Origin of the sequence: Telmatospirillum siberiense (assembly GCF_002845745.1) — a bacterium.
GTDB classification, from domain to species: Bacteria; Pseudomonadota; Alphaproteobacteria; order Rhodospirillales; family Magnetospirillaceae; genus Telmatospirillum; species Telmatospirillum siberiense.
This window is the reverse complement of sequence record NZ_PIUM01000029.1, coordinates 19,386-38,577: the sequence shown is the minus strand read 5'-3', so window position 1 is coordinate 38,577 and position 19,192 is coordinate 19,386. Positions and strand designations below refer to the sequence as shown.

16 protein-coding genes are annotated in these 19,192 nt (G+C 62.9%); 8 read left to right on the top strand and 8 right to left on the bottom strand.

The window, feature by feature from the left end; translation table 11 throughout:
* Nucleotides 1–67: 67 nt before the first annotated feature.
* On the top strand, nt 68–1,267 hold the full coding sequence (locus CWS72_RS20725; RefSeq protein WP_101252547.1) for an EAL domain-containing protein: 1,200 nt from the start codon (nt 68–70) through the stop codon (nt 1,265–1,267).
* An 11-nt stretch (nt 1,268–1,278) separates the two neighbouring features.
* On the opposite strand, the gene CWS72_RS20720 is transcribed toward CWS72_RS20725, so the two are convergent.
* From CWS72_RS20720 to CWS72_RS20695, 6 genes are all read right to left on the bottom strand, one after another.
* On the bottom strand, nt 1,279–1,815 hold the full coding sequence (locus CWS72_RS20720; protein WP_101252546.1) for a hypothetical protein: 537 nt from the start codon (nt 1,813–1,815) through the stop codon (nt 1,279–1,281).
* 141 nt (nt 1,816–1,956) lie between these two features.
* Nucleotides 1,957–3,168: a 5-aminolevulinate synthase gene (hemA, locus tag CWS72_RS20715; RefSeq protein ID WP_101252545.1), complete on the bottom strand. Its 1,212-nt coding sequence runs from the start codon at nt 3,166–3,168 to the stop codon at nt 1,957–1,959.
* 201 nt (nt 3,169–3,369) lie between these two features.
* On the bottom strand, nt 3,370–3,675 hold the full coding sequence (locus tag CWS72_RS20710; protein ID WP_146002828.1) for a hypothetical protein: 306 nt from the start codon (nt 3,673–3,675) through the stop codon (nt 3,370–3,372).
* Between the two features lie 163 nt (nt 3,676–3,838).
* Nucleotides 3,839–4,711, bottom strand: a complete 873-nt coding sequence (locus tag CWS72_RS20705) for an ABC transporter permease (protein WP_101252543.1) — start codon at nt 4,709–4,711, stop codon at nt 3,839–3,841.
* Nucleotides 4,708–5,661, bottom strand: coding sequence for an ABC transporter permease (locus tag CWS72_RS20700; protein ID WP_101252585.1), 954 nt, complete (start codon nt 5,659–5,661; stop codon nt 4,708–4,710). Before CWS72_RS20700 ends, CWS72_RS20705 begins: the two co-directional genes overlap by 4 nt.
* Nucleotides 5,662–5,672: 11 nt before the next feature.
* The gene (locus tag CWS72_RS20695) at nt 5,673–7,340 is read right to left on the bottom strand and encodes a peptide ABC transporter substrate-binding protein (protein WP_101252542.1); all 1,668 of its coding nucleotides are present in this window, start codon (nt 7,338–7,340) and stop codon (nt 5,673–5,675) included.
* Between the two features lie 328 nt (nt 7,341–7,668).
* Here CWS72_RS20695 and CWS72_RS20690 point away from each other — a divergent pair, with 328 nt between their 5' ends.
* Together CWS72_RS20690 and CWS72_RS20685 are read left to right on the top strand one after the other, a co-directional pair.
* On the top strand, nt 7,669–8,388 hold the full coding sequence (locus CWS72_RS20690; protein WP_101252541.1) for a response regulator: 720 nt from the start codon (nt 7,669–7,671) through the stop codon (nt 8,386–8,388).
* The gene (locus CWS72_RS20685) at nt 8,385–9,836 is read left to right on the top strand and encodes a sensor histidine kinase (RefSeq protein ID WP_101252540.1); all 1,452 of its coding nucleotides are present in this window, start codon (nt 8,385–8,387) and stop codon (nt 9,834–9,836) included. The genes CWS72_RS20690 and CWS72_RS20685 overlap by 4 nt, the downstream gene beginning before the upstream one ends.
* A 71-nt stretch (nt 9,837–9,907) precedes the next feature.
* Here CWS72_RS20685 and CWS72_RS20680 read toward each other — a convergent pair whose 3' ends face one another.
* Complete coding sequence (locus CWS72_RS20680) at nt 9,908–10,561, bottom strand: TetR/AcrR family transcriptional regulator (protein WP_101252539.1); 654 nt, start codon at nt 10,559–10,561, stop codon at nt 9,908–9,910.
* Nucleotides 10,562–10,693: 132 nt separating this feature from the next.
* Here CWS72_RS20680 and CWS72_RS20675 point away from each other — a divergent pair, with 132 nt between their 5' ends.
* Together CWS72_RS20675 and CWS72_RS20670 are read left to right on the top strand one after the other, a co-directional pair.
* Nucleotides 10,694–11,131, top strand: coding sequence for a DUF6130 family protein (locus CWS72_RS20675; protein WP_101252584.1), 438 nt, complete (start codon nt 10,694–10,696; stop codon nt 11,129–11,131).
* Nucleotides 11,132–11,724: 593 nt separating this feature from the next.
* On the top strand, nt 11,725–12,078 hold the full coding sequence (locus CWS72_RS20670) for a TIGR02300 family protein (RefSeq protein WP_241911828.1): 354 nt from the start codon (nt 11,725–11,727) through the stop codon (nt 12,076–12,078).
* 57 nt (nt 12,079–12,135) lie between these two features.
* Here CWS72_RS20670 and CWS72_RS20665 read toward each other — a convergent pair whose 3' ends face one another.
* Nucleotides 12,136–12,342 carry a hypothetical protein gene (locus CWS72_RS20665; RefSeq protein ID WP_101252582.1) on the bottom strand — a complete coding sequence of 69 codons (207 nt, stop codon included), beginning with the start codon at nt 12,340–12,342 and terminating at the stop codon, nt 12,136–12,138.
* 281 nt (nt 12,343–12,623) lie between these two features.
* On the opposite strand from CWS72_RS20665, the gene glgB reads away from it, so the two are divergent.
* From glgB to malQ, 3 genes are read left to right on the top strand one after another with little or no spacing between them, the layout of a single operon-like run.
* A complete protein-coding gene (glgB, locus tag CWS72_RS20660) occupies nt 12,624–14,804 on the top strand; it encodes a 1,4-alpha-glucan branching protein GlgB (protein ID WP_101252581.1) in 2,181 nt (726 codons plus the stop codon).
* Nucleotides 14,805–14,811: 7 nt separating this feature from the next.
* Complete coding sequence (gene glgX, locus CWS72_RS20655; protein ID WP_101252538.1) at nt 14,812–16,947, top strand: glycogen debranching protein GlgX; 2,136 nt, start codon at nt 14,812–14,814, stop codon at nt 16,945–16,947.
* Nucleotides 16,944–19,142 carry a 4-alpha-glucanotransferase gene (gene malQ / locus CWS72_RS20650; RefSeq protein WP_101252537.1) on the top strand — a complete coding sequence of 733 codons (2,199 nt, stop codon included), beginning with the start codon at nt 16,944–16,946 and terminating at the stop codon, nt 19,140–19,142. The genes glgX and malQ overlap by 4 nt, the downstream gene beginning before the upstream one ends.
* Nucleotides 19,143–19,192: the final 50 nt, after the last annotated feature.

Below are 19,192 nucleotides of genomic sequence, written 5' to 3'. Positions count from 1 at the left end.
TGGTCTGTCCGACGCGGCCGTTCGCAGAAAATCCCGTTACTTCGATTTATTTTGCGGACTTCGAGGGATGAATAGCCAGTCTTCGGCCGACGACGGCAATATGGTCAGCACGCTGACCGGCATGGATCGTGCCCTGCTGGTGGAGCTGGGGCGCTTGCGCAAGGCTCCACAGGGTGTCCGGGCCGTGCATATTCTGTCCTCGGTGGTCGCCTCGCGGCGGAAATTCGAAAAGGAGGCGGAGGCCGCCAATCAGGCGATCCTGGCGGTGCTGGTCACCGGCTCCTATCACAAGATTTTCAACCTCAGCAACGGCGATATCGTCTTCCTCTATTCCCAGGTCACCACCTCGGCCATCGTCACTTTGTGCACGGCCCTGGAGACCAGCCTGTTCGTCGGCGTCGAGCCGCACAAGAACGTCTATGGCGATTTCGGCAATTACAAGATTTTCGACCTCTCCCGCGACATCAACAATGTCATCGAGGGCATCCGCCTCACGCTTTCCGCGGAAAGGAAGGTCGTCAGCGCCAAGCAGCCGATCAGCGTCAAGCAGATGGAGTATGTGAACAACCAGATCCGCGGCGCGAATATCAGGTCGATCGTCTTCAATCAGCCCATCTACAACATTTCCCATCAGAAGCCGTCGATCGAGTTCCTTGAATTCTACACGTCGATCCAAAAGCTTGAGCAACTATACGTGCCGGACCGTTCGATCGCCGGCAATCCCTGGTTGTTCAATCTGATCAAGCGCGAACTCGACGCCGCCGTCATGCGCGCCATCAGCAGCGAAATCCCCAGCTATCGGCATAAGGCGTTCAGTCTCAATCTGCTGGTCGACAGCTTCATGTCCGATGGATTTCGCGAGTTCATCGGTTCCCTGCCGGCCAAATTGGGCGGGCGGATCTTTGTCGAGATCGAGAAGACCGATCTCGTTCAGCATTCCGATTTCCTGGCCGATATCTATGAACGGGCCAGGGCGATGAATGTGCCGCTCTGCATCGACGGTATCTCGTACCACGATGTGGAGCTGGTCCGCCTGTCGCGGATGAATTGCGATTTCGTCAAGCTGAAATGGTCGCCGGAAATTCTCAAATTGCCTGAGCGGCAGTTGGAGATCCTCATCGGCGATCTCAAGGCTTCGTCAGCCAAGATCGTGCTCACCCGATGTGATACGGCCAACTCATTGTCCTTCGCCCGCTCGGCTTCGATCGGCTTTATTCAAGGACATCTGGCCGATGAGTTCTTCCGCTCGGGCGAAATCCTGCAATAGGGCGGGTTTTGTTACAGGCTTTGGCGCATCCGCTCCAGCCAGGTGAGGCGTTCGCGAAGCTGGAGGATGTCGTGGTCGAGCCAAGCCAGAAGGGGCGCCCCCTCCTTTTCGCTGGCAGCCCGCAAATCCTCGAAGCGCACCAGTTCGGATTCGCAGACGTCAAGCAGCATATCGATCTGCTTGCCCTGATCCTTGGGGTCGAGAAGATGCAGAAAGCGGAATTTGAGGGTGATGACGAGCTTCGTCAAATCCGACGACGGGCGCAATCTTGTGGTCAGCAGCTTGTATAATTCCCGGCGACCGGCGTCGGTGATGGTCAGAAGGGCGTCGTCTTCCATGCCCTGGCCGTCGATGGCCTCGACCAGACCCTCATAGCGGAGCAGTTCGATGGAAATGCCCATCAGATCGAGCGACGGCCCCATGACCCGACCGCAAAAATGCCGGACGGAACCAGCCAGTTCGCTGTAACGCATGGGCCCGGCCGCGACGGTGCCCAGCGCGCAGACGCGGACGGCTTCCTTCGGGGTTAGGGTCTGGTCAGCGAACATGCCGGATCAATTTCCTTAAAAGCGAGAGACACACCAATAGAATATAGACCGGTTCTAGGGCTTCGTCCATGGGGGGGCAAAAACAAAGGGCGGGCCCCCGCAAGGAGGGTCCGCCCTTAAGGTTTACCGTGAAAATAGGCGTCAGGCGGCTTTCCGGATGCCCAACTGGCCCCAGACATCGACGATGGCCGCCATCAGCCGGTCCATCATGGCGTCGTCATGCAACGGCGTCGGGGTGAGGCGCAGCCGCTCTGTGCCCTTGGGAACCGTCGGATAGTTGATCGGCTGCACATAGATGTTGTGGCGGCGCAGCAGGTCGTCCGAAGCCTGCTTGCACAGCACGGCATCGCCGACCATGACGGGAACGATGTGGCAGACCGAGGGAAGCAGCGGAATGCCCGCCGCCGTCAGCCGCTGTTTCAGGGTTGCCGCGCGCTCCTGATGGCGTTCGCGGATATCGTTGTGATTCTTGAGATAGCGGATGCTGGCCAGGGCACCGGCGGCGATCGCCGGCGGCAGGGCCGAGGAGAAAATGAAACCGGGGCCGAAGCTGCGGACGAAGTCGGTCAGGGTCTTCGACGCGGCAATGTAGCCGCCGACGACACCGATCGCCTTGGCCAGGGTGCCCTGGACGATGGTGATGCGATCGAGCACGCCGTCCCGTTCGCAGACGCCAGAACCGGAATCGCCATACATGCCGACCGCATGCACTTCGTCGCAATAGGTCATGGCGTTGAACTTTTCGGCCACGTCACAGATCCGGGCCAGGGGGGCGATGTCGCCATCCATCGAATAGACGGATTCGAAAGCCACCAGCTTGGGCGCGTCCGCATCGACCGAGGCCAGCAGGCGCTCAAGGTCTTCGACGTCGTTATGCTTGAAAATATGGCGCTGGGCCTTGCACTGACGGATGCCTTCGATCATCGAATTGTGATTGAGGGCGTCGGAGAAGATGTGCAGGTTGGGAATCTGATTGCCGAGCGTGCTCAGGGTCGTCTGGTTGGCGACATAGCCCGAATTGAACAGGAGGGCTGCCTCCTTGCGATTCCAGCCGGACAGCTCTTCTTCCAGCAGCACATGATAGTGATTGGTTCCCGAGATATTGCGCGTGCCACCGGCACCGGCGCCGCACCGCTGGACGGCCTCGCACATCGCTTCGAGCACCTTGGGGTGCTGGCCCATGCCGAGATAATCGTTGCTGCACCAGACGGTCACGTCATGAACGTTGTCGTCACGATAGTTCTTGGCCGTCGGGAAAGATCCCGCCTGCCGCTCGAGGTCGGCAAAAACGCGGTAGCGGCCTTCCCGCCGAAGATCGGCGATGCGATCGGCGAAGAACTGTTGGTAATTCATAACTGGCCTCGCTTCGCGCCGGCATGCGGCACGTCTTCAGGATTTATTTTTAAACGCCGCCGACGGCGATAGCCATCCCGACGATGGTATTGATGCGGCCCGGCTTCAGACGCCGTTCCGACGCTCCCTCCCATTTCCCTTCAGGATCTTAGCGGTCTGAAAACGACAGCGCAACTATCACCGGCTCGCTGGCGTTTCGGGTCATGGTTTGGTGTGAGACTTCATCCGATAGGCGTAAACATACACATGGTCGAGAGAGCTGGCGCCTTTTTGACCGCGCGTCTTGCAGACCGTCCGGAAATACTCCTCGACCTCCCATGCTTGCAAGTCGTCTTTCGCGCGCCGGGCAATCCAGGCGTCGCCGGTCTGGCGCAGTTTATGTACGTTGAACAACGCGTTCTTAGGTTTGTCGGTAACGCTGAGAAACCATTCGTTGTATGCCCCGCCAACATTGGCCATGTGCGCTTCGATCTCCGCGATGATCTGAGCCCGTGGCTTTCCGTTCATTTTGATCCCCACATCTTCCGTCCTGTGTCCCAGGGTATGTTACGAAACATCTTCCATCGAGAAAATTAATTATGGATATAGCGCGCTCTGGTTTCGAAGAGATGAAGATATCGGGCTCGGCGAAGTTTCGATCCCGGAGTCTTTTCAGGTCTCCGCGACGCCTTCACCGGCCGCCCCGGGGATCGAGCGTGTCCTGCAGTCCGTCGCCCAGCAGGTTGAAGGCGAGAACGGTGAGGAAAATCGACGCGCCGGGCCAAAGGGCCAGGGCCGGGGCGTTATAGAGCTGGTCCAGCGCGTTGGACAGCATATTGCCCCAGCTGGGCAAGGGCGGCTGGACGCCCAGGCCCAGGAAGGACAAGGCGCTTTCCAGAAGGATGATATTGCCGATCGACAAGGTGGTGGCGACGATCATCGGTTGGACGACGTTGGGCAGGATGTGGCGAGCCATGATGTGCAGCGGCCCCGCTCCCAGGGCCTCGGCCGCCCGGACGAAATCCTGCACCTTCACCGACAGGGCGGCGGCCCGGACCAGACGGGCGGAGGTGGTCCAGCCGACCAGGCCGATGATCACCACGATCCGGCCCAGTCCGGCCCACTCGGACCGGAATGCGTCGGCCGGCAATCCCAGCTTGGTCGGATCGACGGCGCCGAGGACGATCAGCACGGGCAGCAGGGGAAGCGCGATCACGCCGTCGGTCAGGCGCATCAGCAAGGCGTCGGCCGGTCCTCCCAGATAGCCCGCCGTCAGTCCGATCAGCGTACCCAGCAGGGCGGCCACCAATGCGGTGGCCAGACCGACCACCAGCGAGATCTGGCCGCCGCGGAGCAGGCGGACCAGCAGGTCCCTGCCCACGTCGTCGGTTCCCAAGGGATGGGACCAGGACGGGGGGGCCAGTTGCGCCAGGATATCGATCGATTGGGCGTCAACGCCCAATTCCCGCTCGATCCAGGAGGCGGCGCCGGTGGCCAGCGCCAGCAGCAAAAGGACGGCCAGGCCGAAACGCGCCGACGGATGGGATAAAAGACCGCGCATCATCTCTCGCCGATCCTGGGGTCGAGCAGGCCATAGGCGCAGTCGGCCAGCAAATTTCCGGCCAGGGTCAGGCCGGTGGCCAGCATGAGCGCCGCCAGCGCCAGATTGAAGTCGGCGCCCATGACGGCGTCGTAGATCAGCTTTCCCATGCCGGGATAGGCGAATACCGTCTCGGTGACCACGATGCCCGAGAACAAGGTGCCGAGATCGAGCGCCAGAATGGTGACCACCGGGATCATCGCGCTTCTCAGTGCGTGGCGCAGGACCACTTGCGTCCAGGACAAGCCCTTGGCGCGCGCCGTGCGGATCCAGTCCTGGCGCAGCACGCCGATCATCGCCGACCTGGTGTAGCGCATGTAGTGGCCGAAGCCGGCCACCGCCAAGGCCAGCACGGGCAGCGCCAGATGGCGCAGGCGGTCCACCGCGCCGCCGCCGCCGACCGTTTCGACGCCCGAGGCGGGAAGCCACCCCAGGCCGACCGCGAAGACGATGATGGCGACCAGTCCGAGCCAGAATACCGGCAGCGAGACGGCGGCGAAGGCGGCCAGGTTGAGCAGATGATCGAGGGCCCGGCCGCGGCGCAGCGCCGCGATCACCCCGGCCGGCACGGCGGCCAGCAAGGCCAATGCCAGGCTGACGGTCATCAGCGCCAGGCTGTTGGCCAGGGGACGGGGCAGGGTGGCGGCGACCGATTGCGCCGAGAGGCGGGAATAGCCGAGATCGCCGGACAGCACCGCGGCCAGCCAATGACCGTAGCGGATGGTCCAGGACTGGTCAAAGCCGTACAGGGCCCGCAGCCGGGCCACGTCCTCGGGCGTCATGCCGGGAGAGGCGGCGGCCATCAGGCTCACCGGATCCCCCGGCATCAGGGAGATCAGTCCGAAGATCAGGAAGGACATGATCAAAAGGATCAGAACCGACTGCAGCAGGCGGACGAGGATATGGCGAAGCATCGAGGCGCCCGCTATTTCTCGGCGCGCCAGTTTTCCGCCCATAGCGTGGTCGGATATTGCGTGCCCGTCGGCTCGACGCCCTTCAGCCATTTCGGCAGGACGAAGGGCACGGCGTGAAAAGTCAGCGGCAGGGCCGGCAGGTCCTCGGCATAGAGGGCCTGCAGCTGATGCCATAGAACGCGGCGCCTTTCCTTGTCGAGTTCGCCCTCGATGGCATCGAGCAGATGGTCCATCTCGGGGTTCTTGTAGCCGCCGGTGTTTTGTCCGGCGAAATTGTTGGCCTGCACGGGCGCCATGTCGGAGGCCAGGGTGGTGCGCGGCAGGCTTTCCGGATAGGAACTCCAGGCGAACAGGGCGAGTGACGGGAAGGCGTGGCGCAGAACGGTTTCGCCGAAGAAGGTGCGCGCCGGCTGATTGCGCAAGGTGACGTCTATGCCCAGGCGCTTCCAGGCCTGTTGGGCGACCAGTTCGACGGCTTCGCGATTGCGGTTGCCGGCCGTGGTCATCAGTTCGACGGCGAGCTTGTCTCCCTTGGCGTTGCGACGCGTTCCATCCGTTCCCGGAGTCCACCCGGCGGCATCGAGCAGGTCGGCGGCTTTTTTCGGATCGAAGGGATAGGTCTTGATGCCGGGGTCTGCGCTCCAGTCCATGGGGCTGACGTCGCTGTCGGCCACCGGCTGCTTGCCTTGGAAGATCTGCCGGACGATGCCCGCGCGGTCGAGGCCGTAGAGCAGGGCCTGACGGACCCTGCGGTCGGCGAGGATGGGGTTTTCGACATTGACGGTGATTTGTTCATAGAACAGCGTCGGCTTGTAGACGACCACCCATTCCGGCCGTTTGCGCCGTTCGAAGGAAACCGCGCCGTCGACCGTCATTCCCAGTTCGCCGGCCACCATGTCGATGTCGCCGGAGAGCAGGTTGGCTTCCAGCGAAGGGGTCGATTCGATGACCTTGACGATGATCTTGGCGAAAGCCGGCTTGTTCCCGTACCAGGTGGGGTTGGGCTCGAAAACGATGAATTGGCCGCGCACCACATTGGTCGGTCGATAGGGGCCGAAATAAAGCCCGGGATTGGTCACATCCGTTTCGTAGCGGCTGTTGGTCTTATAGCCGGCCGGCGTCCGGAAGGCCTCTTTTTCCAGATGGGCCGGCAGCACTTCGAAATCGTTGATGGCGTTGTAGTCGAAGGTGACCTTGTTCAGATGCACGGTGAAGGTCTTGGCGTCCGTCACGTCGATGGCGCGGATGCGGCGGAACATCTCGCCGTGCGAGACGCCGCTTTCGGGATGCCGTCCGACGGTCCAGGAAAACACGATGTCCTCGGAGCTCACCGGCACGCCGTCGCCCCAGCGCGCCTCCGGCTGGATGCGATAGGTGACCGCGATGCCCTTGCCTCCGTCGGGAAGGGGCTCGATGACCGCCTGGCCGTTTTCGATGGTCGGCAGTTCCGTGCAGAGCATGCAGACGAGGCGCCAGTCCTTGTCGTAGAGGGTCAGCGGCCGGCGGGCCAATCCCAGGACGTAGCTCTTGGCCACCGTGGTATCGATCAGCGGATTGAAATTTGTCGGAAATTGCGAAAGTCCGATGACCAGTTGATTGGTCTCGGCGAAGGCCGGGCCCGGTAACCAGGCGAGCAGGGAGATAAGAAGACTGGCTGCGAACTGCCGGCGTAACCACATCGGGTGGGTCTCCAAGAGCAAGGATGTGACCCGATGGTAATACAGCTTGGCGGGAAGATGTCCCTCCTTAATTCGGCGGAGGGGTGCCCCTTCCCCAAAATCGCAGGGTGACTTGGGGAAGGGGCGGTGCGGCGTCCAAAGGGTGGGGCATTGAACGCCGCGGGGCAGGAATTTCTGTGTTCGTTGAGAGGCATTAAGCCATGGCTCGGTAACGGCTTGATTGCGGAACGCGCCGTGTTTGGTATCGTTTTGTAACAGCGGCCGGGGGCGAAACCTCGCGTTACCGGAATTCGCTGTCGAGTGGAGTGGCGCACGCTATAGTTCGATCATGACAGAACCCGTAGCCCCTCATATCCTGGTGGTCGATGACGACCGGGAAATCCGTAACCTTCTGGCTCGCTTCCTGGTGAAGCACGGCTTGCGGGTCAGTTCCGCCAAAGACGGTCCCGAGATGATGAAGATCCTCGATGGGGCCGCCGTCGATCTGGTGGTGCTCGATCTCATGCTGCCCGGCGAGGATGGTCTTTCCCTGTGCCGGCGGTTGCGCGCAACCTCCACCTTGCCGGTGATCATGCTGACCGCGATGGGCGACGATACCGACCGTATCGTCGGACTGGAAATGGGCGCCGACGATTATCTGCCCAAGCCGTTCAGCCCCCGTGAATTGCTGGCGCGGATCAAGGCGGTGTTGCGTCGTGTCCATACATTGCCCGTCGCGCCGGTATCCAACGAGGAAATCTTGCGTTTCGACGGTTGGGTGCTTGAGCTGGGACCGCGCCGCCTGGTTTCGCCGAATGGTGACGAGGTCGAGCTTTCGACCGGGGAATATGAACTGCTGCTGGCTTTCGCCACCCATCCCCGCCGCGTGTTGAGCCGCGACCAGTTGCTCGATCTGGCGCGCGGGCGGTCGGCGGCGCCCTTCGACCGCAGCATCGATATTCAGGTCATGCGGCTGCGCCGCAAGATCGAAGCCGATCCCAAGGAGCCGCGCCTGATCAAGACGGTGCGCGGCGGTGGGTATGTTTTCGCCGCCGAGATCTCCGCATGAAGGCTTTCCTGCGGTGGTTCTTGCCCGATACGCTGGTCGGACGGACGGTTGTCGTCCTGTTGGTCGGTCTGCTGTTGTCTCAGGTGGCCGGCGTCATCCTCTATTCGATGAGCCGCATGGAACTGGTCAACCGACTGTCCAGCGAAGGTGCCGAGCATATCGCCGGAGTCGTCAAAGTGTTCGAGGCGACGCCGGAGGCCGACCGCCACCGGATCATTCGCGCGATGGAGCGTCCGGGATTGCGCATCGGCTGGGATCGCAATCCGTTGATTGCGACGGGCGACGGCGAGTATTCCGGCCTGTCGGTGATTCAAGACGAATTGAACAAACGCCTTCCCGGCTATGAGATGCATGTCTCGATGGGAAGGCTTCCGCCGATGCCGCCGTCAGACATGGACGGCCGCCTGGACCACCGTATGGCGCATGGTCCGGAGCCCCTGCCCGATTTTCATTTCGATCATCAGCCCTCCTCTCCGCCGGGGGAGGGGTTCGAGTCTCCGCCCGCTCCCGGCATCGGTCCGGGTCGGCGGCCCCATCCACCCGTGGTGGCCGTGCATTTGCCGGATGGCGGCTGGCTCAATTTCGTAGCCGACGTTCCCTTCGAGGAACCCCTTTTACGGCCGCGTTTCTTCGGTCCGTTGACCGGCGGGCTTCTGGTGGTGATGGTTCTGTCGGTTCTGGCCGTGCGGCGGGCGGCCAAGCCCCTGGCGCTTCTTGCCGCCGCGGCGCAGCGTCTGGGACGCGACGTCAACGCGCCGCAGATGCCGCTTTCGGGGCCGCGAGAAGTGCGCGCCGCCGCGCTCGCCTTCAACGAAATGCAGACCAGATTGCGGCGTTTCGTCGAAGACCGGACGCAGATGGTCGCCGCCATCAGCCATGACCTCCGGACACCGATCACCCGCCTCAAGTTGAGGGCGGAATTCGTCGATGACGACGAGCAGCGCGTCAAGATGCTCTCCGATCTCGACGAGATGGAGGCGATGATCTCCTCGACGCTGGCCTTCGCCCGCGACGACGCGACGCGCGAAAAGCGCCGCCCGTTCGATTTCGCGCTGACGCTTGCCGAGTTGTGCGTCGAGTTCGATGCCGGTTACGAAGGGCCGGAAAGCCTGACCGTGACCGCCGGCCTTTCCGGTTTCAAGCGGACGTTCGCCAATCTGTTGGACAATGCGCGGAAATACGGCTGCGACGTCCAGGTGGTCCTGGCCTCCGATGCCGGAATGGTCACTGTCCGTGTCATGGATGCCGGGCCGGGTATTCCCGAGGCCGAGATGGATCGGGTATTCGCCCCCTTTTATCGGGTGGAATCGTCGCGCAACCGCGATACCGGCGGGACCGGCCTGGGATTGTCGGTGGCCCGTTCGGTCATCCGCGCCCATGGCGGCGACATCACGCTGGCCAACAGACCGGAAGGCGGTCTTTGCGTGACGGTGGTTTTCCCGGCCTGAGGGCTCGCAACGGGGGGGCGTAATAGCGCCGCCCCGGGATGGGCCGGAAGCCGCCGGTGACGGCGCCCATTTCAAGCGGCGATCGAAGCGATGAACTGATCAAAAATCCCGATCACCTCCTGAAGCGGGTTCAAATCCTCGACATCCCAGCTCGGGAATTGCCCATCGATATACATGCGGGCAAGACCGTAGCCGAGCGCCCGCCCCGCGACGGCGTAACGAACCGGGTCTCCCCGGCGCAGCAACCCCGCGGCCTGCGCATCGCGCATCATGTCGGCCATGACGGCGCGAATCTCATCATTGCGCGCTCTCAACGACGATCCTTCGAAATCGATCACTGCGCGCGTGGAAATAACCTGGAAATGCACCGGATTGCCGAAAGCCCAGGTGAAAAACCCGATGCCGAGAGCGCGATAGCGCATCAGGGCATTCTCACCCGCCGCAGCGGCAAGAGCCTTGTCGATCTCTTCCCGCAGCCGATCCATGGCCTGCTCCGCCACAGCCGTAAGCAGGGCGGTCCGGGTTGGAAAATGCCGAAAAGGCGCGCCTGGCGATACCCCCACCATCTTGGCGACCGCACGCACGCTTACCTGGTCGAGGCCTTGGGTTTCGATCAGTTGCACCGTCGCTTCGAGAAGCGCCTGGCGCAGATTGCCGTGGTGATAACGCCGTCCCGGCGGTCCGCCGACGGATGCCTTGGCTGCTGGAGTACTGGGTCTGGACATCCCTCGACCTTAGCATCGCCACCGCATTTTGTAATCGTTGATTACATTTCATTGGACAATGACGAGCCACTCCGTGTAATCAATGCTTACATTTGGAAAATCCGTCTCGCCTTCAATATGCAGGTGACCCGCATGATTTCTCGCTCCGCCGCTCTCATCCTCTTTCTTGTCACGATATGCCCGCCGGGCTGGTCCACCGCCCGTGCCGAAGACCATGAGGCTCATGCCGTCCCGGCGGACGTGGGGGCGGAGGCCGCGGCGCATTTGCTGGTCAACCCGCCATTGGCCGGTCCGCTGTCCAGGGGACTGGTCATCGTCGCTTTCCGGACCGAGAATCTGAAGATCGTCCCGATCTATGGCGAGGCCGCGCTGCAGGTCACTCCGCGAATTGGACATCTGCATGTCACGGTCGATGACGGCCCGTGGCACTGGCTCCATGCCAGCGTGGAGCCGATCGTCATCCAGGGCCTGCCGGTCGGGCCACATCGGATCCTGCTCGAACTGGCTGACGCAAATCACAAGATCCTCGACGCCCAGACCGTCAGCTTCGAGATCTGGGCGCCTCGCTAAAACTTATCGGCAATTTTTTTGGCGCCTCGGCATTAGGGCGCGTGGACATTCATGACGGCCATGCCCCCTTGATGGGGCGCCTTAAGACTTCTCCCGTTGCCTCTGGTTCCCCGATGGCATGAAAGGAACCCCCGGATATTTTGAACCACCAAGGCACCAAGTCACCAAGGCGTCTTTCGGATCAGTCGGCGGCGGCCAATCCGCGCCGCAGGCATTCGGCCGACAGTCGATGCCGGGACGGGAAAATGCCGGCGGTACACTCCGCCACCTTGGTGTCTTGGTGCCTTGGTGGTTAATCAAAAGCTGGAGCGCACCGGAACGATCAAGAGGACAGAAGAGAATCTGGCCGATTGCCAAATGTCCACACGCCCTAACAGCCGTCATGCGATAGGAACCCGAGCGTAATGCCGAACGGCGGGTTAGGGCTATCTCCTGCCAGACAACGAATGGTCGTCGCAACCGATTCCCGACTGGACCGCGCATTCCACTCTTCCGCTTCGCTAACCCCGGAGGCGTCGCCCGGACGAAAAAACTATGAATCCGTCCCGGGATGGCGGCAGATGGCGAGACGATCACACATGCCCCAAGGAGCGATGATGGCAAAACAGGAATGGGGCGAGAAGCGCACTTGCCAAAGCTGCGGCAAGAACTTCTACGACATGATGCGTTTCCCGATCGCCTGCCCCGAATGCGGCGCGGCGTTCACCGTCGTCGAGCCGGTGGCGAGGCGCGGGTCCACGGGGGCGAGAGGCAAGTTCTTCGTGGCGAAGCGGGAGCCGGAGGAGGACGCCCTCTTCGATTCGAGGACGGTCGCGGAGGAGAGCGCCGACGAGGCGGAGGACGGGGAACGGGAAGACGACGGTGACGCCGGAGAAAACGGCGAGGACGGCGAGCCCGTTTCGGATGGCGACGAATCCGATGCGGTCGGGGAAGACAAGGTGGCGTGATCGCCGGCGACGAGGCCTGTTGCAAAACAGGCCCCGTGCGGCGTGACGGCCGACGGCTCAGCCGTGGAAGTCTTCGATATCCTTGGCCGAGGTGAGCATCAGGACGATGACGAACAGAAGAGCCGTCAGGCCCAGGCCGAGATAGATCGCAAATCCGAAGAAATTGATCTTGAAGACGGAGTAGCCGACGAAAATGCTCAGATAGACGATCAGACCGACCAGGGCGATGCCCAGGGAGCCCAAGGTCTTGGCGGTCGCGGACATATGCATTCTCCTTCTCAAGGCCAATGACGGACGAAACGAATGACGGTGGGCTTTAGCCGATGGTCATGAATTTGTCCACCGTGCCGAAAGTCCAGGCGGCACTTCAATCACAGTGCGACGAAACGCCGTCTTCGGTCAATGATCGGAAGGCGGGAACAAATCCGGGCTAGACCAACCGCCCATCCTGGCTGATCATGGTGGAATGGACGAGACAGGATTGCCAGCCAGCGAGGAGCCACGGATTGGCCAAGCCCAGTAAAAAGTCCAAGTCACCCCTGGATATGGCCATTGATGCCATTATCCGTGCCGACCATGGCGATCCCTTCGCTTTTCTTGGGCTGCAGGAAGGGGAGGACGGCCTCGTCCTGCGCTGCATGCAGCCGGGGGCCGCCGCCGTCGCGGTGATCGATCCCGCCAGCGGCGAGGTGATCGCGGATCTGCCGCGCCTGCATCCCGACGGCCTGTTCGGCGGCCCGGTGGGCCGGCGGCAACGCTTCGACTACCGCCTGCGGATCGAGGACGGAAACGGGAAAAGCCTCGTCCGCGACGATCCCTACCGCTTCCCGCCGATCCTGGGTGAACTGGATCTGCATCTTCTGGGCGAGGGGACGCATCTGCATCTCTATCAGCGCCTGGGGGCCCATGTCATGCGTCTCGATGACGTCCCCGGCGTCTCTTTCGCGGTTTGGGCGCCCAATGCCCGCCGGGTTTCCGTCATCGGCGACTTCAACGGCTGGGACGGGCGGGTGCATCCGATGCGCCGCCGTGGCGGCTCCGGGGTCTGGGAAATCTTCATTCCCGATCTGGCGGCCGGAGCGCTTTACAAATATGAGCTGACCGATGCCAAGGGACGGCTGCTGCCGGCCAAGGCCGACCCTTATGGTTTTTACGCCGAACAACCGCCGAGGACGGCATCGAAAGTCTTCGATCTGGGAAGCTACGGCTGGACCGATTCGTCCTGGATGGCCCGCCGCCAGGAGGCGTCGGCCCGCCAGGCGCCGGTCAGCATCTACGAGGTGCATCTGGGGTCGTGGCGGCGCAAGCCGGGCGAGGACAACCGGTCGCTGACCTATCGGGAATTGGCCGATGAACTGGGCGTCTATGTCAAGGAGATGGGGTTTACGCATATCGAGTTGCTGCCCATCCACGAACATCCCTTCACCGGGTCCTGGGGATATCAGCCGATCGGGCTTTACGCTCCGACCAGCCGCTTCGGTTCACCGGACGATTTCCGCGCCTTCGTCGATCACATGCACGATCTGGGCATCGGCGTCATCATTGATTGGGTGGCCGGTCATTTCCCCACCGATGCCCACGGTCTGCGCCTTTTCGACGGCACCCATCTCTACGAGCATGCCGATCCGCGCCAGGGCATGCACAAGGACTGGAACACGGCGATCTTCAATTTCGGGCGCAACGAGGTCGCCAATTATCTCTATTCCAACGCCTTGTTCTGGCTGGAGGAATATCATATCGACGGCCTTCGGGTCGATGCGGTGGCCTCGATGCTCTACCTCGATTATTCCCGCCAGCCCGGCGAGTGGATTCCCAACCGCTATGGCGGCAACGAGAATTTGGAAGCCATCGAATTCCTTCGGCGGATGAACGAGGTGGTCTATGGGGAACAGAAGGGGGCGGTGACCATCGCCGAGGAATCGACCGCCTGGCCGATGGTTTCGCGCCCCGTGCATCTGGGCGGACTGGGGTTCGGCTACAAATGGAACATGGGCTGGATGCACGACACGCTCCATTACATGAGTAGGGACCCCATCCACCGGCGCTATCACCACGACGATCTGACCTTCGGTCTGCTCTACGCCTTTCATGAGAATTTCGTCCTGCCGCTCAGTCATGACGAGGTCGTGCACGGCAAGGGCTCGATCTTCGGGCGGATGCCGGGGGACACCTGGCAGAAATTCGCCAATCTGCGCGCCTATTACGCCTTCATGTTCGCCCATCCCGGCAAGAAGCTGCTTTTCATGGGCCAGGAGTTCGGCCAGGAGAGCGAATGGAACATCGATGCCAGCCTTGATTGGCATCTGCTCGCCGAGCCGGCGCATCAGGGCATCCGCCGCTGCGTGGCCGATCTCAATCGCCTCTATCGCGATCTGCCGGCGTTGCACCAGCAGGACTGCGAGGCCCAGGGCTTCGCCTGGATCGATTGCAACGACCGCGACAATTCGGTCATCTCCTGGCGTCGCATGGCCGTGGATCCCGACGACTTCGTGGTGGTGGTGATCAATTTCACCCCCGTGGTGCGCGAGTTCTACCGCCTGGGCGTGCCGCGGGGCGGCTGGTATCAGGAGATGTTGAATACCGATTCCGGTTATTACGGCGGCAGCGACGTCGGGCTGGCCGGCGGGCGGGTCGCCGACGACATTCCCTGGCACGGCCATCCTTATTCGCTGGCTCTTCGCCTGCCGCCCCTGGCGGCGCTGATTCTGCGACCGGAACGGCGGTAGCACGGTCATGCCGCCGATCCGCCGCATCCGCCCCGGAAAGCCCTATCCGCTCGGCGCCCAATGGGATGGCCGCGGAGTCAACTTCGCCATTTTTTCCGCCCATGCCGAAAAGGTCGAGCTGTGCCTGTTCGATTCCGGCAATCAACGGGAAGTCGAACGCATTGTCCTGCCGGAATATACCGACGAGGTCTGGCATGTCTATCTGCCGGACTGCCGGCCGGGGCAGCTTTACGGTTATCGGGTGCATGGTCCCTACGAACCGGCGGCGGGGCACCGTTTCAATCCCCACAAGCTGCTGGTCGACCCCTATGCCCGGGAACTGGTCGGGCAATTGCGGTGGTCGGACAGCCATTTCGGCTTCCGGACGGATCATCCCAAGGCGGATCTTTCCTTCGATCGCCGGGACAACGCCCGCGTGATGCCCAAATGCCGGGTGATCGACACGGCATTCAGTTGGACCGACGACCATCCTCCGGCCGTGCCCTGGTCGCAAACCATCATCTATGAAGCGCATCTGCGCGGCTTGACCATGCGTCATCCCCTGGTGCCGAGGAATCTCCGCGGCACCTTCCTGGGCTTGGCGCAACCGGCGGTGATCGATCACCTGGTGCAACTGGGCGTGACCACCCTGGAACTGCTTCCCGTCCATGCCATCATCGATGAACGGCTTCTGATCGAACGGGGTTTGCGCAACTACTGGGGCTATAATTCCGTCGGCTTTTTCGCGCCCGACCCCCGCTATTATTCCGCCTCGGCCCATGGCGATTTCAAAACCATGGTCGGCCGGCTGCATGACGCCGGCATCGAGATCATTCTCGACGTCGTCTACAACCACACCGCCGAGGGCAACCATCTGGGGCCGACCCTGTCGCTGAAGGGAATCGACAATCTTTCCTATTATCGTCTGGTCCCCGGCAACGAGCGCTTCTACGAAAACTATTCGGGGTGCGGCAATACGCTCAATCTCCGGCATCCCAGGGTCCTGCAACTGGTCATGGACAGCTTGCGCTACTGGGTCGAGGACATGCATGTCGACGGCTTCCGTTTCGACCTGGCGGCCAGTCTGGCGCGTGAGAAGGCCGGTTTCGACGGAGGGTCGGGCTTCCTCGACGCCGTAAGGCAGGATCCGGTACTGTCCCGGGTGAAATTGATCGCCGAGCCATGGGATCTGGGGGGCGACGGCTATCGCCTGGGCGGTTTTCCGCCGGGCTGGTCGGAGTGGAACGGCCGTTATCGCGATACCCTGCGCCGCTTCTGGTGCGGCGAGGGGGGGCTGATCGGCGAGCTGGCTTCCCGGCTGACGGGCTCCTCGGACCTGTTCGGCTGGGGCGGCCGGCGTCCCTGGGCCAGCATCAATTTCATCACCGCGCATGACGGTTTCACCCTGCGCGACCTGGTGACGTTCGAGATCAAGCGCAACGAAGCCAATTTCGAGGAAAACCGGGACGGAACGGACGCCAATTACGCCTGGAACTGCGGCGTGGAGGGCGAAACGACCGATGCCGACGTCCGGGCGCTCAGGGCACGCCAGGTTCGCAATCTGATGGCGAGCCTGCTGCTCAGCCAGGGCGTGCCGATGATTCTCGCCGGGGATGAACTGGGACGCACGCAGCAGGGCAACAACAACGCCTATTGCCAGGACAATGCCATCAGCTGGACCGATTGGAGCCATGTGGACGAGGACCTGCACGCCTTCGTGCAGCTTCTGATCAAATTACGGCGCGATTTCCCGGTGCTGCGCAAGCAGCGCTTCTTCAGCGGCGAGGCGTTTCCCGACTCCTCGGTGAAGGACATTCTCTGGATCACTCCCGAAGGGCGGGAAATGAGCCATGGCGACTGGGTCGCGCCATACACCCATTCGCTGGGCTTCCTTCTGGGGGTCGACCCGTCCGACGAGGACGAGCGCGAAGCTCCGTTGCTGGTGCTGCTCAACGCCTATGTCGAGCCGATCACCTACCGGCTGCCGGACGACGGCGGCGGGGGATGGATCGTTCTGCTCGACACGGCGAGCGCCGCCGACGGCCGGCGCGCGGGCCGGGTCGAGCCCTTGGCCCAATGCGTCGTGCAGCCTTATTCCCTGGCGGTGCTGACACCGCTTTCCGGCGTGCGGGGCTACGGGCGCGAGAAGGGGGTTGGTGAATGAACGGACAGCATGACGCCTTGAATCGTCTGTCCGTTCTTGCCGGAATCGAGGAAGGCTGGGTCGATTTCTTCGGACAGTACCGACCGGTGCCGGCGGAGACCAAGCGCGCCTTTCTGACGGCCATGGGCTTCGAGGTGACGACCCCGGAGGCCGTCGCCGCCAGTCTGGCGGCGTTCGAGGCCAGACCCTGGCGTCGGACCCTGGATCCGGTGGTGGTCAGTCCCGAGGCCGCCGGCCCGCCGTCGATCCGCCTGACCTTGCCGGTCGCGGGCGGCGATGCGCCGGTCGACTGGGAGGTGGTCGAGGAAAATGGCGCGTTGCATACCGGGAAATGGATACCCGACGCCTCGTCGGTCATCGGCGAGCGGATCGAAGACGGCCTACAGCTTCGCCGCTTCCGCTTCACCCTGCCCGGGACGCCGCTGTGCGGGATTCATCGTCTGCGGATCGCTCGCGGCGGTCTGGGCGCCGAGACGACCCTCATCATCACTCCCGGACATGCCCATCTGCCGCGGCCGTTGCGGGACGGCAAGGGCGTCTGGGGATTCGCCACCCAGCTTTACGCCTTGAGGGGCGGGAACGACTGGGGAGTCGGCGATTTTTCGGCGCTGGCCGATCTGGCCGATCTGGCCGGACGGCAAGGGGCCGCCGCCATCGGCGTCAATCCGCTGCATGCCCTGTTCTCGGCACGGCCGGAGCGTTTCAGCCCCTATTCTCCGTCGAGCCGGAAATATCTCAACATCGCCTATATCGACGTCGAGGCCGTTCCCGAATTCCAGGCGAGCGCCGAGGCCCGCCGCTTGTTCGCCGAGCCGGCCTTCCAGGCCGACCTGGCCGCCGTCCGACAGGCCGAGTTGATCGATTACCCGGCCCAGGCCCGGTTGAAGCGGCTGATCCTCGAGGTCTGCTGGGAGGCCTTCCGGGCCGGCCCGGCGCAGGATGCCGAAAGCGACCGGGGGAAAGCCTATCGCCGGTTTATGCGGGACGGCGGCGACGATTTGCGGAATTTCGCCGTTTTCGAGGCCCTGCAGGCTCATTTCCTGGCCAGTGATCCGGGATTGGGCTTCTGGCGGCAATGGCCGGCCGAATACCACGATCCCGATGGTCCGGCGGTCGGCGATTTCGCCCGGCGGCACGCCGACGCGGTCGGGTTTCACATCTACCTCCAATGGCTGGCCGACCAGCAGTTGGCGGCGGCGCAGGGCGCCTGCCTCCGGGGCGGCATGCCGGTGGGGCTTTACCGGGATCTCGGCGTCGGCATCGCCGACGACGGGGCGGAGGCCTGGGCCAATCAGAAACTCCTCTGCCTGGGGGTGTCGATCGGCGCTCCCCCCGATCCGCTCAACCTCGCCGGACAGGACTGGGGATTGGTTCCCTTCAATCCCTTCGCCTTGCAAGACGGCGCCTATCTGCCGTTCCTTGCGGTGCTGGAGGCGAACATGCGCCATGCCGGAGCCATGCGTCTCGACCACGCGATGAGCCTGCAGCGCCTTTATTGGGTGCCCCAGGGGGCGAAGGCCGACCAGGGGGCCTATGTGCGCTATCCGGTGGAGGATCTGTTCGGTCTGGTGGCCCTGGCCAGCCGTCGGAAGAACTGCCTGGTGATCGGCGAGGATCTGGGCACCGTGCCCAGCGGCTTCCGCGAACGCATGGCCGAGCGGGACATCCTGGGCTACCGCCTGTTGGTTTTCGAAAAGCGGAAAGGACGGATGCGTCCGCCGGACGAGTTCCCCCGGTCCGCCCTGATCGCTTTCGGCACGCACGATCTGCCCAGCCTGGCCGGGTGGTGGCGGGGGATCGACATCGAATCACGGCGCCGTCTGGCCCTTTATCCCGATCCGGCCCTGGCGGACGAGGAGGTCCGGCAGCGCAGCGGCGACCGGTCGCTGCTGCGCGAGGCGCTGATCGGCGCGGATCTGCTCGACGCCGATTTCCCGGACGGCCCCGATATTCCGGACGATCGGCTGGAGCGGCTGGCCGAGGCCGTCCATCTTTATCTGGCGCGGACTCCCTCGCTGTTGCTGATGGCGCAGTTCGAGGATCTTCTGGGGCTCAGCCTGCAAATGAACCTGCCGGGAACCACCGACCAGCATCCCAATTGGCGGATCCGCTATCCCCGGGAGATCCGCGCCATGCTGGCCGACCGGCGATTGACTGCGCTTACCGAACGGCTGGCGCAGGAGCGTCCGACGTGAAAAATCCGACCCCACGCCGCTCCGGCGGATGGAGGGGGCTTGACTCGCTG

Bases quoted from the DNA above. Each gene is read 5' to 3' on its own strand.
- CWS72_RS20725 (WP_101252547.1), top strand. From the start codon at position 68: ATGAATAGCCAGTCTTCGGCCGACGACGGCAATATGGTCAGCACGCTG.
- CWS72_RS20720 (WP_101252546.1), bottom strand. From the start codon at position 1,815: ATGTTCGCTGACCAGACCCTAACCCCGAAGGAAGCCGTCCGCGTCTGC.
- hemA (WP_101252545.1), bottom strand. From the start codon at position 3,168: ATGAATTACCAACAGTTCTTCGCCGATCGCATCGCCGATCTTCGGCGG.
- CWS72_RS20710 (WP_146002828.1), bottom strand. From the start codon at position 3,675: ATGAACGGAAAGCCACGGGCTCAGATCATCGCGGAGATCGAAGCGCAC.
- CWS72_RS20705 (WP_101252543.1), bottom strand. From the start codon at position 4,711: ATGATGCGCGGTCTTTTATCCCATCCGTCGGCGCGTTTCGGCCTGGCC.
- CWS72_RS20700 (WP_101252585.1), bottom strand. From the start codon at position 5,661: ATGCTTCGCCATATCCTCGTCCGCCTGCTGCAGTCGGTTCTGATCCTT.
- CWS72_RS20695 (WP_101252542.1), bottom strand. From the start codon at position 7,340: ATGTGGTTACGCCGGCAGTTCGCAGCCAGTCTTCTTATCTCCCTGCTC.
- CWS72_RS20690 (WP_101252541.1), top strand. From the start codon at position 7,669: ATGACAGAACCCGTAGCCCCTCATATCCTGGTGGTCGATGACGACCGG.
- CWS72_RS20685 (WP_101252540.1), top strand. From the start codon at position 8,385: ATGAAGGCTTTCCTGCGGTGGTTCTTGCCCGATACGCTGGTCGGACGG.
- CWS72_RS20680 (WP_101252539.1), bottom strand. From the start codon at position 10,561: ATGTCCAGACCCAGTACTCCAGCAGCCAAGGCATCCGTCGGCGGACCG.
- CWS72_RS20675 (WP_101252584.1), top strand. From the start codon at position 10,694: ATGATTTCTCGCTCCGCCGCTCTCATCCTCTTTCTTGTCACGATATGC.
- CWS72_RS20670 (WP_241911828.1), top strand. From the start codon at position 11,725: ATGATGGCAAAACAGGAATGGGGCGAGAAGCGCACTTGCCAAAGCTGC.
- CWS72_RS20665 (WP_101252582.1), bottom strand. From the start codon at position 12,342: ATGTCCGCGACCGCCAAGACCTTGGGCTCCCTGGGCATCGCCCTGGTC.
- glgB (WP_101252581.1), top strand. From the start codon at position 12,624: ATGGCCATTGATGCCATTATCCGTGCCGACCATGGCGATCCCTTCGCT.
- glgX (WP_101252538.1), top strand. From the start codon at position 14,812: ATGCCGCCGATCCGCCGCATCCGCCCCGGAAAGCCCTATCCGCTCGGC.
- malQ (WP_101252537.1), top strand. From the start codon at position 16,944: ATGAACGGACAGCATGACGCCTTGAATCGTCTGTCCGTTCTTGCCGGA.